General features: G+C 35.5%; 11 protein-coding genes and 1 pseudogene. 1 reads left to right on the forward strand and 11 read right to left on the reverse strand.

Annotated features, from left to right (window positions below):
* Positions 1–4 precede the first annotated feature (4 nt).
* The 4 genes from ILS93_RS01920 to ILS93_RS01935 form a co-directional block, all read right to left on the reverse strand.
* Positions 5–1,651: a M3 family oligoendopeptidase gene (locus tag ILS93_RS01920; protein WP_222659807.1), complete on the reverse strand. Its 1,647-nt coding sequence runs from the start codon at positions 1,649–1,651 to the stop codon at positions 5–7.
* A gap of 108 nt (positions 1,652–1,759) precedes the next feature.
* Positions 1,760–2,689, reverse strand: coding sequence for a manganese-dependent inorganic pyrophosphatase (gene ppaC / locus ILS93_RS01925; protein WP_000416841.1), 930 nt, complete (start codon positions 2,687–2,689; stop codon positions 1,760–1,762).
* 161 nt (positions 2,690–2,850) lie between these two features.
* Positions 2,851–3,516 (reverse strand): lytic polysaccharide monooxygenase, encoded by a 666-nt coding sequence (locus ILS93_RS01930; protein ID WP_064475516.1) that lies wholly within the window; start codon positions 3,514–3,516, stop codon positions 2,851–2,853.
* A 237-nt stretch (positions 3,517–3,753) separates the two neighbouring features.
* Positions 3,754–4,257 carry a GNAT family N-acetyltransferase gene (locus tag ILS93_RS01935; RefSeq protein ID WP_064475517.1) on the reverse strand — a complete coding sequence of 168 codons (504 nt, stop codon included), beginning with the start codon at positions 4,255–4,257 and terminating at the stop codon, positions 3,754–3,756.
* Between the two features lie 105 nt (positions 4,258–4,362).
* On the opposite strand from ILS93_RS01935, the gene ILS93_RS01940 reads away from it, so the two are divergent.
* Entirely contained in the window at positions 4,363–5,004 is a 642-nt protein-coding gene (locus tag ILS93_RS01940) for an HD domain-containing protein (RefSeq protein ID WP_064475518.1), read from the forward strand.
* A gap of 247 nt (positions 5,005–5,251) precedes the next feature.
* Here the strand turns inward: ILS93_RS01940 and ILS93_RS01945 are convergent, their stop codons facing one another.
* From ILS93_RS01945 to ILS93_RS01975, 7 genes and pseudogenes are all read right to left on the reverse strand, one after another.
* Entirely contained in the window at positions 5,252–5,689 is a 438-nt protein-coding gene (locus ILS93_RS01945; RefSeq protein ID WP_139326442.1) for a carboxymuconolactone decarboxylase, read from the reverse strand.
* 30 nt (positions 5,690–5,719) lie between these two features.
* The gene (locus tag ILS93_RS01950) at positions 5,720–7,210 is read right to left on the reverse strand and encodes an alanine/glycine:cation symporter family protein (protein WP_064475519.1); all 1,491 of its coding nucleotides are present in this window, start codon (positions 7,208–7,210) and stop codon (positions 5,720–5,722) included.
* 130 nt (positions 7,211–7,340) lie between these two features.
* Positions 7,341–8,824 (reverse strand): annotated as a pseudogene (locus ILS93_RS01955) (aldehyde dehydrogenase family protein).
* 18 nt (positions 8,825–8,842) lie between these two features.
* Positions 8,843–9,739 carry a 4-hydroxy-tetrahydrodipicolinate synthase gene (gene dapA / locus ILS93_RS01960; RefSeq protein ID WP_064475521.1) on the reverse strand — a complete coding sequence of 299 codons (897 nt, stop codon included), beginning with the start codon at positions 9,737–9,739 and terminating at the stop codon, positions 8,843–8,845.
* Positions 9,740–9,761: 22 nt separating this feature from the next.
* A complete protein-coding gene (locus tag ILS93_RS01965; protein ID WP_222659812.1) occupies positions 9,762–10,703 on the reverse strand; it encodes a proline racemase family protein in 942 nt (313 codons plus the stop codon).
* Positions 10,700–11,737, reverse strand: coding sequence for a proline racemase family protein (locus tag ILS93_RS01970; protein ID WP_064475523.1), 1,038 nt, complete (start codon positions 11,735–11,737; stop codon positions 10,700–10,702). The genes ILS93_RS01965 and ILS93_RS01970 overlap by 4 nt, the downstream gene beginning before the upstream one ends.
* The gene (locus ILS93_RS01975; RefSeq protein WP_064475524.1) at positions 11,734–12,909 is read right to left on the reverse strand and encodes an NAD(P)/FAD-dependent oxidoreductase; all 1,176 of its coding nucleotides are present in this window, start codon (positions 12,907–12,909) and stop codon (positions 11,734–11,736) included. Before ILS93_RS01975 ends, ILS93_RS01970 begins: the two co-directional genes overlap by 4 nt.
* Positions 12,910–12,935: the final 26 nt, after the last annotated feature.

Genomic DNA, 12,935 nt, shown 5'->3' on the forward strand with positions numbered 1-12,935 from the left:
ATCCTTATTTTAATTCATTAATTAGATCAAAAATTACACTTGCAGTACTTTCTATCCTTTCTTCCGAAAAGTCAAACGTGATACCTGTTTTTTCATATATTTCTTGCATGGATAAATTCCAATCTGCACTCGCACCTTCTTTAAAGAAAGCAATCGCTTTTTCTGGGTCTTCTCGATAAATTTGAAACAATTGCATTGCTCCTATTTGTGCAATTGCATATTCAATTTTATAAAAAGGAAACTGAATAAAATGAAATGATTCTAACCAACTTGAACTAATTTCATCTTCTAATCCAGCAATATCGACTGATGAATATTGATACCTTTCGCATAGTTCCATATATTTCTTATCACGTTCTCCTGGAGTATGGTTTGGATTTGAATACAGCCAGTGCTGAAATACATCTCCTGCAATTGACGACATTAACAGTGAGAAAGCACGATATAATTGTACGCGCTGTACTTCTTTATATTCATCCTCTTGCTTATAAAAGATATGCAGCTTATCCATTACTAGCAACTCAAGACTGAGAGAATAAAGCTCAGCCACTTCTTCGCGAAGATATTTTTCTTGCATACTACTATCATTGTTAAATTGTTTATAAAAATGAAAGGCATGCCCTACTTCATGTATAAGTGCATTAATTGCATAAAATGATGGACTAAAATTAGAATACACAAAAACCTCTTTACTATGAGGCAAGGTAAAACAAGCGGCTCCTGGCGCTTTATTTTCACGTTCTTCTACGTCAATGAATCCAGCTTTCCTTATATGAATAAATTTCTCATAAAAATATAAATCAGTCTTCCGAAACACTTCTTCCACCCCATACAATAAATCAACGGTATTTTGAAATGGGACTTTTAGTAAATTACAAGGCGTTAGATCCCACGGGCGATACGTTTTTACACCGAGATTCTTTTTAGAAAGACTTCCCAACTGTTTCCAAATTGGTACAACATACTTTTCTATAGATTCATGAAGTTTATAACACTCTTCAATACTATAATCTCTATTTTTTTGTTTAAAAGCATATTCACTATAATTATTAAATCCTGCATGTAAAGCTGTCTCATTCCGCAATTGTACGAGTTCATTCATAATACAATCTATTTCTATTTTCACTACACTTCTTGCTTCACATAAAGCGTACCAAGCTTTTTCACGAATAGCTCTATTAGGGTTATCTAGCTTTGCTTTTACATATGCATACGTCTTTTGCTCGCCTTCCCAATTAATAGATATGTTAGACATTATTTCTCTATATTTCGTAATAAGCTCTTGCTCTTTAATGGTAAGAGCAATGTTCTTGTCATTAAACATTTTACTTTTTATCAATCTTGCTTTTGTCATAAAACCGTATTTCTGCTCATCTAATAAGTCGGAAAACGGAGACTCTATAAATTTCTGGTCAAATTTTGCATTGTATCTTTTTAAAAGTGGTTGAATTGTATTTTGATTATACATATGTAAATTACGTTTATTTCTGTCATTTGTATCTCTATACGTGGCGATTAAACTACTTGTTATCTCCTCTTCTATTTCAGCGGTTACACTCTGTTCATCCAAAAGCCAATTCTCTAATTCTGAAACAGAAGTAATATTTCGCTCTAAAAGTGACTGTAATTTACTCTCCAAATCATTAAGCATACACAATCCTCCTGTTTTAAAATTTTAATTTTCTGTTTTTTAGAGATAGAAAAGGACAAATAGCCAATCCGACTACTTGTCCTTGCTGTTTATCTGTACTTAATAAAATTAAGCTTGGAATGCTTCTGTTAATACTGGTACGATTTGTTTTTTACGAGATACAACACCTTTTAATGTAGCAGTGTTGTTTTCTAGAGATACGTTGTATGCTTTCTCAACAACGTTTGCTGCTTTACCGATCGCAAGACCGACAGAATCGTTAGTTAAGATATCAGTTACAACGAATAAGAATAGGTCTAAACCTTTTTCTTCTACTACTGCAGAGATAACTTTTTCAAGTTCCGCTTGGTGTACAAGAACGTCGTTTGTATCAACAGCGTTTACTTGTGCGATTTCAACTTTCGCATTACCCATTTGGAATTCTTTAGCGTCAAGAGAGATTAATTGCTCCATTGTTTTTCCGCTTAAGTCAGCACCAGCTTTTAACATTTCTAAGCCGTAGCTATCAGCATCTACACCAGCGATTTCCGCTAATTCACGAGCTGCTGCTACGTCTTGCTCTGTGCAAGTTGGAGATTTGAATAGTAAAGAATCTGAAATGATTGCAGATAACATTAAGCCTGCAACTTCTTTACGAATTGTAACGCCATTTTCTTTGTACATTTTGTTTAAGATTGTAGCTGTACAACCAACTGGCTCACAACGGTAGTAAATAGGATCGCTTGTTTCAAAGTTAGCAATACGGTGATGGTCAATAACTTCTAACACACGAACAGATTCGATATCGTTAGCACTTTGTTGACGCTCGTTATGATCAACTAAAATAACGTTGTCCACTTCGCTTGCAACTGTCTCAACAAAACGCGGTCCTTCTACTTTAAAATGATCTAACGCAAATTGAGTTTCACCGCTGATTTCACCTAAACGTACAGGCTCAGCATTCATTCCTAATTCTTTTTTCAATTCTGCATAAGCAATTGCAGAACAAATTGCATCTGTATCTGGGTTTTTATGCCCGAAAACTAGTACTTTTTCCATGTTTTCCACCTCTTCATGAAAAGGATATCTTAAAGAAGCAAATATGACAATATTTAAAGCCCATTTTTTTATAAATAATTGCACTTTCTTCTATATTTTTCATCGTTTTTCGGAAAAAAGATCATCTAAAATGAATTAGATGATCGAAATGTATATTTTATTTAAAATAAGGTAGGAGCCTGCACTACATGATTTAGCGCGAAATTTGATGCTAAACCGTTATTTACAAGGTTAACATCTATAACTTGATAAAATGCATTCCCAGTATCTGCAATTTCCCAAACAGCTAAAATAAGGTGATATCCATTTCTATCAGTAGGTACATTTGCTTCATGTGTTACTGAAGTTCCTGGTCTAGTTCCTCCATCATTTTTCACATAGAATGGCACTAAATCTAAATCAGACCTTGTTAACGGCTTATTTGGATTCCAATCTTTTTTCGTAATATAGTATTTCCATTCTTTCGTACTATGAGGTGCCGTTAGTTTCCACTTGAATGTATTCGTCCCGCCGTTTAACGTAACTTTCTTCCACCTATCAACTGTTTGAACGTCTAAAGCAGGAAAATGGCCAGCTCCGGCAATTTGTCCATCAGAAGGTCCTAATTGCGGGAATCCACCTATTCCTTCTACACTTTGTGGCTCATATTGAATCGGTCCGCAATTCACATTTACCCCTTGCTTACATAAATAAGAACGGCTTGCTGGTGATTCAACATATCCATGAGCTGAAGCTTTCTCTGAAAAACCGAAAGTTAACAATCCCGTAAGTAATATGCTACCACTTAACATAACTTTCTTCACCTTCTGTAAACCTTTCGTTTTCATCCCGACATCCCCTTTCGCATAATAAAGCGAAAACAACTATAGTTGCCTAGTCATCTCCTCTACATTCATTATAAGATGAGAGACTATACAAACATAACCCTCTAAAAACTTTCTCAAATTCAATTAGTACATTAAATTAATTTTATTGATACATTCAAATAACACCGCTAGAGAAATATAGGCGGTGTTAAAAATCGGAGTTTATTATTTTTAGCATAATAGCTTTTTAATCATAACTTATAAAACTTTATAATAAATAACTGTAGCATCTAAATCACCACTCGGAGAAATTGCGTATTCTGGTATTTTTCCAACTTCTTTATAGTCTAATGATTTATACAATCTATTAGAAGGGTCTCCTTCTCTCGTATCTAGTACAATAAGAGACCTTTTTTCTTGCTTTGCTCGCTCCTCTGCTTTTTGCATAAGTAAACGCCCAATGCCATTACGTCTAAAGTTTGGATGAGTCATTAACTTACAAATTTCAGCTCTATGAATCCCATTAAGTTTTGTAACTAAATGTAATTGAATACTCCCGGCCACTTCATTATTTATTTTAGCGACATATAAGATTACTTCTGGTGCTAATACAGTTTCCCAATACTTCGCTGATTCTTTCCGTTCCAGTGGAGGTAAAAAACCAATTGACGCCCCATCATTTACAACCGTTTTCAAAAGTTTAGAAAGCTCTTCCACATCATCTTTTATTTGCTTAATTTCTTCAATTACTACATTTTGCATTACTAATCCCCCTTTTATGTCATTGTACCAAGTTTTAAGGAAGGAAAAATGAATTACTAAGATGAAATTATTTAAAGTACAATTTTTTAGAGAAAGGATACCTATATGAAGTATATATTAGATAGGACATATGCAAGAGAATTACTCGAGTGGGCATATAAACAAAGCCCAGGTCCGTGGTTCGAACATTCATGTAATGTTGCCCTTGCAACTGAAAAGATAGTTGTAGAACTTATTAATAATGGGTATGACCTAAATGCTGACATAGCATATAATGCTGCTCTGCTACATGATATAGGAAGGTATAAAGGTTTTACTAAATCTGTTATTCATTCCTATGATGGTTATATGTATATGAATGATTTAGGGTATACAGGAAACGCAATTATTTGCGTGACACACTCTTTCCCGTGCAAAAATGAGCATTTAAATATCGCAGCGGAGTGGAGCCTTGTTCCTGATTATATGAAAAGCCAATTAATTGAAATATTAAATGAAAATAGTGACTACGACTTATACAGTAAGGTCATTACCCTTTGTGACGCACTTGCTGATGCGGAAGGCTTTACTACTCTTGAAAAAAGATTGATTTCAGTTGGTTTACGACATGGAACAACCCCTCATTCCTCTTTACATTGGAAAGGTTTCTACACAATTAAAAACGAATTAGAATCTTTAATCAGTAAGAGTATATACAGAGTTCTTCCTGACGTAGAGAAATCGATTTATAAAAATATGGAATATTAAATTACATACAACTTAATAACGATAGAATTTGTATGTAAACAAAAGAACAAAACAAAAGCTATTGATTATATGAAACAATTAAAACTTTTTAGAAAATCTTAAAACTAAATAAATAATTGTGCTTTCACATTCCCACAAATTTAAAAACCTTACTTTATTACATCACATACCAGATAATTTTTATACTCAAATTTAATCTCACGTAAAAGAACGTTTTAAACATAAAGTTTAAAACGTTCTTTTATATTCAATGCTTTTGATTTTTCAGTTCACTTAAACACTCTTGTACTAATGTTACTGCTTGACTCATTGCAGCTCCGCCAGCAAATGCTGCTGAAACACCGCATGCTTCCAGAATTTCTTTATCTGAACACCCTTGATCAAGACAACCTTTTGTATGATAAATGGTACAGTACTCATCTTGCGTTGCTAGACTAATTCCTAATGCAATAAGTTGTTTTTCTCTTTTTGTTAAAGAACCCTCTTGAAAACAAGCTTGCGTGAATGCATTATATGTTTCAGCAATTTCAGGGATTTGGTTAGTAAAACTACCGATACCTTCTTTATAATGATGTAGAACATCATTTACTGAACTATGTTGTTCGTGTTCCATCTTATTATTACCCCCATTCAAATTATGTGTACCTATTGTAGTATGTGATGAAAAGAAGGCAATATACCTCATTTAAAAGAATGAATATTCAGTTTATTCAGGTTACAATTTCAGACTATCATCCACTACAGATTGTTCCTTATAGTTTTTCCTTTCAATCTCTTTACTTCTCTCTTCCCAAAAAACTAATCCTTCAATCCCAACATTTTTAGGATTAAATACTGGATCTTTCCCTTCTTTTTTCTGTGCTTCATAATCTTTTAACACTTTTAATGCGATTTTACTTAATAGTAGAATCGCAATTAAGTTTAACCATGCCATACTACCGATTCCTAAATCTCCAAGATTCCATAAAAGCGACGCTGATTCAACGCTACCGATGTAAACCATAATTAAAAATCCAATTTTTAAAACTGGTTTTAACCAGCTATGTTTAAGATCACGATCTAAATAAGTAAGCGTCGTTTCAGCAATATAGTAGTATGCGAGTAATGTTGTAAATGCGAAGAAGAAAATTGCGATTGAAATAAATAATGGACCAAACCCTGTCATAACAGTTTCAACTGCTTGTTGTGTATAGATCGGACCTGCATCAACATTCCCTATGTTCTTTACAATAGCGCTTTTCCCTTCCGGTATAACATTATACATACCTGTTATTAAAATCATAAGAGCTGTCGCTGTACATACAACAATAGTATCGATATATACAGAAAATGCTTGAACTAATCCTTGTTTTGCAGGATGGGATACTTCAGCAGCAGCGGAGCTATACGTTGCTTCTCCAACACCTGCAACATTTGAAAATACAGCGCGCTTTACGCCCCATGCAATTGCTGCACCGACGATTCCGCCAAACATTTCATTTACACCAAAAGCACTAGAGAAAATTAAAGCGAACATACTTGGAATTTCTGTTACATTCGCAATTAATACGATACATGTAACAATTACATAACCAATTGCCATAAATGGAACAAGCATTTGCGAAACGCCCGCAATTCTCCTTACGCCACCAAAAATGATTGATGCTAATAAAATAACTAATAATATTCCAGTTATATATTTGCTAATGCCATTAGAGTTTTCAAATCCAACTGCGATACTACTAGACTGAATACCTGGTAATAAAACGCCATATGAAAGTGTTACAACAACCGCTACAATGACTGCAAACCATTTCATTTTCAGGCCTTTTTCAATGAAATATGGTGTACCACCGCGGTATTCATTTCCGACTTTACTTTTATATACTTGAGATAATGTTGATTCAACAAATGCACTCGCTGCTCCTAAAAGAGCCATTACCCACATCCAAAACACGGCTCCCGGTCCGCCAAAAGCGATAGCTGTCGCGACCCCTGCGATATTACCTATTCCAACCCTACCTGATAAGGCTAAACAAAATGCTTGAAAGGATGAAATTCCCGTCTCCGAGCTCTTCCCTTCAAATAATAGTTTAATCATCTCTTTAAAATAACGAATTTGCAGAAAACGAGTGGCAATTGTAAAATACACACCTGCCCCTAATGCAAAAACAACTAACCCAATACTCCATACTTGCCCTACTAACCACTCTACTAATTGCTCCATCCAAATCCCCCTTAACATTCTTTTGAAAACTATTTTATATATAAGAAAACGGACAACTATTATTAAACCTTCCAGTTGTCCGCAGCTCTTATTATTGCACCCCTCTATTTATTAACAGTTAGATTCTCTATTACTTTATATTTACCCAAACGCTTTCACTTCTGTATAGTTATCAAGCGCATATGAACCTAACTCACGACCGATACCAGATTGTTTAAAGCCACCAAATGGTGCAGCTGCATTTTCTAAATTATAATCATTAATCCATACTGTTCCTGCTTTTAATTTATTAGCAACTTGATGTCCTGTTTTAATATTTTGTGTCCATACGCCCGCAGCGAGTCCGTATGAAGAGCGATTTGCTCTTTCGATTACCTCTTCTGTTGAATCAAATGGAAGTACAACGACAACTGGTCCAAAAATTTCTTCTTTCACAATTGTCATATCATCAGTAACATTTGTGAATACTGTCGGCTGTACAAAATATCCTTTTTCAAATGCCCGTTCACCACCAGCAGCAACAGTAGCACCTTCTGCCTTTCCTTGTTCAATGTAATGTAGCACACGCTCTTGTTGCTTTTTAGATACAAGTGGACCCATTTCCGTTTCCTTCTCCATACCTGCTCCAAGCTTCACGTTATTCGCCATTTTCACTAGTTCATTTACGACTGTTTCGTAATGTTTTCGGTGAACGAATACGCGAGATCCGGCACTACAATTTTGGCCGTGATTATACATAATGCCGTGGAATGCACCGTTAATCGCTTCTTCTAAATCAGCATCTTCTAAAATGATATTTGGTGATTTACCACCAAGTTCTAACGTTACATGTTTAATTGTTTCTGCAGATTGACGCATAATATATTTTCCTGTAACTGTTGAACCTGTGAAGGCTACTTTATCAATATCATGATGGTTTACGATTGCAGCTCCTGCTTCTGGGCCAAAACCTGGAACAAAGTTTACAACACCGTTTGGAAAACCTGCTTCTTTAAAGAGCTTCGCTGTATATAATAACGATAAAGGCGTTTGCTCTGCTGGTTTTAATACGATTGTACAACCTGTTGCTAGTGCAGCTCCCATTTTCCAAGAAGACATAACGAGTGGAAAATTCCAAGGAATAATTTGACCTACAACGCCAACAGGTTCATGGCGTGTGTAATTTAAGTAATCTTTTGAAATCGGAATCGTTTGCCCGATAATTTTTGTAGCCCATCCTGCATAATAGCGATAATTTTCTACAGTCGCTGCAATATCATCATCCAGTGCTACTTGATATGGTTTCCCATTATCTAAAGCTTCTAACTGCGCTAATTCTTCTCCATGCTCTTCAATTAAGTCTGCTAATTTATAAATAAGGTGTGCTCTTTCAGCGGTAGTCATTTCTGCCCAAGGTCCTGATTCAAATGCAGATCTTGCCGCTTTTACAGCGACATCAATATCATCTTCTTGCGCTTCACATACGACAGCCAGAACATCTTCTGTTGCTGGATTGTATATCTCAAATGTCTTCCGACTAATGGAAGGAACAAATTCACCATTAATAAACATTTTAATTTCTTCATTTAAAAACGCTTTCACTTTTGGTCTCAGCTCAATGTTTGTCGCTAACATATATGATCTCCTCCTTATTTAAACAGCTGCATGAGCTGCAATTTTTGAAATAATCGTTTGAAGTTTTTGATCTTCTTCTTCAGTTAATCCGAGTCTCGGATAACGAGAAGGCCCCCCCGCTTGTCCGTGTAATTCCATTGAGCGTTTAACGATTTGTACATATTTTCCTGATCCTTCAAGAAACTCGCAAAGAGGTAAAATAGCATCGTTTATTTCCCAGGCTTTTTCTAATTCACCATTTTGGAAATGCTCATGCATTTTCGTAACAAGTCCCGGTACAATATTTCCTGCTACTGAAACCCATCCCGTTGCACCTACTAAATAAGATTCCATAACTAAATCTTCAGATCCACAGAATACTTGAAAAGCACCTTCGCCTTGTCTTACTAAATCTCTTGCTTTACGAATATCTCCGCTAGATTCTTTAATATGTGTAACATTTTCACATTCTTTTCCAATACGTAGCATGAGCTCTGTACTCATATTGATACCAGATGTAAACGGATTATTGTATAACATAATTGGTATATTTACAGCGTTTGAGATTTCTTTAAAATGAAAATAAATTTCCTCTTCTTTCGGCTTACAATAGTACGAGTTAATAATTAATGCGCAATCCGCTCCGTGTGCTTCTGCATGTTTCGTATATTCAATCGTTTCTTTCGTCGTTTCTGCTGCAGTTCCTACAATAACTGGAATACGGCCATCAACTTCTTTTAATACTGTTTCTACCATTTTAAATCGTTCTTCTTTTGATAAACTAACAAACTCACCTGTGCTTCCATTAATAATAATGCCAGCTACCTTTTGATCGATAAAATAGTTTACGTTTTGTTTTACACCGTTCCAATTAATTTCTTGAAACTCATCCATCGGTGTGATCAATACTGGAAATGCCCCTTTAATTTTTTTCATATTTATCTCTCCCTTTACTATTTTATTTTAATAAAAATCCTGTCGGAAATGGATCTGTAGGGTCTAATAGAAACGTCTGCATCCCTGTAATAAATCCTCTACTTTCAAAACTGAAAATGTAACCCGTTTCTTCCTTCTTCACTTTTTCAACTGTTATAAAGCTATTAAATATACTTTCATTTATAAAAGGTTTATCCGCCAAATAATCATTTTTAAATAACGCATGAACATAAGATACAATAGTAGAAACAAAACCTGGCGAACGTACGATAAAGTTATCTTCATGAAATGTAATCGATTTTATATAGTTCTTATCTTTCTGCGAAGAATCTACTAAAATAAGCCTTTTTATTAACGACTGTTTTTGTATAGCTTGTAGTGTAGCTTCTCCCCATTTTTTCAATTCAGAAATGTTTTCAATACGAATGTCTGGTGAATACGTATCTTTTTCTACAACTGCATATACTTTATCTGCTTGAATGAGAGAGTAACTTATATTACCCACTTGTAAATTTTTCTCAATCATATAACATAGTTTACTTTCAAACGAAACTGATACAACTTCATCATTCTCTACATACGCATGGATTGAAAATATACCAGATAGCGTTTCGATTTTGTATTGGTTCGTCTCTCTCTTTTTTAAATACCCGCTTTCTAGTAACATCGTTATTACTGCGACAATGCCTCCATAATGAAGCGGAATGGATCCTTCATGATTAAAAAATAATACAGCGGCATCGACTTCCATATGAATAGAAGGAACGACAATACATCCATTTAATCCGATAAAACCACGTGGCTCATTTAATAAAAGCTTCATTCCTTCTGCTAATTCACCTGAAAATTGTTCGTTTAATTGCTCTAAACTGTAGTAGTATTTGCATGGTACATCTTTCATTACACGAAATGCTTCACCATTTACATGTACGTCTACTGCTGTATACATTTTTTGAATGTTCATTTTACATCCTCCGTTTCATGTTCCATCGGCGGAATTAGCAAAAAGCCTTCTTTCAGTGGGTCCTTTTCATTATAAAAAAATCTATGCATCCCCATAAGCCAAGCTGAACCTGTAATTTTCGTTACGACAGCTTCAATATTTTCTACAGATGTTGTATTTATGACGCACCCTTTAAATAAAGAGCCAACGATACTCTCATGAATAAACTCTTCATCCACTTCAATTTTTTGATTTGCGTATAATACAGCTAACTTCGCTGATGTTCCTGTACCACATGGAGAACGATCAATTCCTCCTGGCGGAACGACAACTGTATTTTTCACATGAGCACTTTCATGAGTAGGATCTGTATAAAATTCAATATGGGTTAACCCTCTAATAAACGAGTACTGCGGATGAATGATTTCAAATTCCTCATTAATGATATTTCTAATATGAATTGCCTTATCGATAATTGTAGATGCATTTTCCGGTACTAACTCTAAACCTACTGACTTCGCATCGATAATGGCATAAAAATTCCCTCCATACGCAATATCTGCTTCTACAGTTCCAATTCCTTCAACTTGTACAGTAATATGTTTCAGTAAAAAAGCTGGTATGTTACAGAAAGAGACTTCTTTCGCTTTTCCATCTTGAACAAAGATATCAACTTCAACTAAGCCCGCTGGCGTGTCTAACTTTAACGAAGTAATCGGTTCAACTACCGGAATTAAACCTGATTCAATTAAAGCTGTACATACACCAATTGTATCGTGACCACACATTGGTAAATATCCACCTGTCTCTATGTATATAACACCAATATCTGCTTCAGGATGACATGGATCTGTTAATAATGCTCCTGACATTACATCATGACCACGCGGTTCATTCATTAACAATTTGCGAATCCAGTCATACTCCTTTTTCATATGTAACATCTTCTCTGCCATCGTCTCTCCAATTAACTTTGGAAGTCCGCTTATCAATGTCCTCGTCGGATTCCCGCCCGTATGTGTATCAATCGTCGTAAAGACTCTTTGTGACCTCATCCGTTTAACACCCTTTCTGTAAAACGACTCAAACGAAGTGGTTCAATAGGAATGATTGTTTCTTTTTCATTTAACAACTCTTCAATCACTTTCCCTGTAACTGCTGCCAGGCTAATGCCATCCCCTTCATGCCCCGCGGCGATAAAGTAGTTCGGGATATGTTCCACGCGTGAAATGATTGGCAAATGATCTTCTGTCCACGGGCGTAATCCAGCATATGAACGAATCACCATCATATCCGCCATTTTCGGATAAAAACGAATTGCTCTGTTTGCAATACATTTAATAACCTCGTTGTTTATCTTCGTATGAAAGCCTACAAACTCTCTACTACTACCAATTAAAAAATTTTGGCTTTCTGTCGGCTCAAACACAAGAGCTATCCCATATTTCTCAGTTAAAGCATCCACTTTTCGTTTTCCGCCAAATTTAGAAATTAAATAACCAAATTCCATTACTTTACGGCAACCAACGTGTTGTTGCCTTGAAGCTACAATAATATGTCCTTTTCTCGGTTCAATTGGGATATTTACATCCAACATTTCTCCGATTTTTGGAGCCCACACACCAGCTGCGTTCACCACTTGCTTCGCGGTAAACGTCCCGTTAGTCGTTTCTACAATAAAGGAACCGTCTATATCTCTTTTCATTTCTTTTACTTCCGTATGATTAAAAGCTTTCGCACCCATTTTTTTCGACTCTGCTAAAAGTGAAAATGCAAGGAGATATGGATTTACAGTAGAATCCGTTGCGCATTCTAAACCACCCAATAAATCGTCCGCAAAAAATGGCGATTCCGCTCTTATATCTTGCCTATCAAGCATTCGGAACGGTAACCCAACTTCTTTTTGACGATTCACCCATTGCTGTGCTGCTGCCATTTCTTCATCTGATTCACATACGAGAATACTTCCTGGCGCCCTATATTCAAATGAGTGCTCTAACTCTTCACTTAAATCATTTACTAATTTTTGACTTACTAACGACATTTGACTATCAAATCCTGGGTCTTTATCAATAGCCAAAATATTCCCGTCACACCGTGAAGACGTCCCACTGACAAATTCTCCTTTTTCAATGATTGTTACGTCTCTTCCATATTTTGATGTGTAATAAGCGATAGAACAGCCTATAATTCCACCACCTATTATTAAAACGTCACAGTGCCTCACGTAGCACCCCTCCCTTCTTTTTAATC

The organism is Bacillus sp. 16GRE42, assembly GCF_019837435.1.
GTDB lineage: Bacteria > Bacillota > Bacilli > Bacillales > Bacillaceae_G > Bacillus_A > Bacillus_A wiedmannii.

Excerpts from the sequence above, each read along its gene's own strand:
- ILS93_RS01920 (WP_222659807.1), bottom strand. The coding sequence starts at position 1,651 with ATGCTTAATGATTTGGAGAGTAAATTACAGTCACTTTTAGAGCGAAAT.
- ppaC (WP_000416841.1), bottom strand. The coding sequence starts at position 2,689 with ATGGAAAAAGTACTAGTTTTCGGGCATAAAAACCCAGATACAGATGCA.
- dapA (WP_064475521.1), bottom strand. The coding sequence starts at position 9,739 with ATGAAAAAAATTAAAGGGGCATTTCCAGTATTGATCACACCGATGGAT.
- ILS93_RS01945 (WP_139326442.1), bottom strand. The coding sequence starts at position 5,689 with ATGAGGTATATTGCCTTCTTTTCATCACATACTACAATAGGTACACAT.
- ILS93_RS01970 (WP_064475523.1), bottom strand. The coding sequence starts at position 11,737 with ATGAGGTCACAAAGAGTCTTTACGACGATTGATACACATACGGGCGGG.
- ILS93_RS01930 (WP_064475516.1), bottom strand. The coding sequence starts at position 3,516 with ATGAAAACGAAAGGTTTACAGAAGGTGAAGAAAGTTATGTTAAGTGGT.
- ILS93_RS01940 (WP_064475518.1), top strand. The coding sequence starts at position 4,363 with ATGAAGTATATATTAGATAGGACATATGCAAGAGAATTACTCGAGTGG.
- ILS93_RS01935 (WP_064475517.1), bottom strand. The coding sequence starts at position 4,257 with ATGCAAAATGTAGTAATTGAAGAAATTAAGCAAATAAAAGATGATGTG.
- ILS93_RS01965 (WP_222659812.1), bottom strand. The coding sequence starts at position 10,703 with ATGAACATTCAAAAAATGTATACAGCAGTAGACGTACATGTAAATGGT.
- ILS93_RS01950 (WP_064475519.1), bottom strand. The coding sequence starts at position 7,210 with ATGGAGCAATTAGTAGAGTGGTTAGTAGGGCAAGTATGGAGTATTGGG.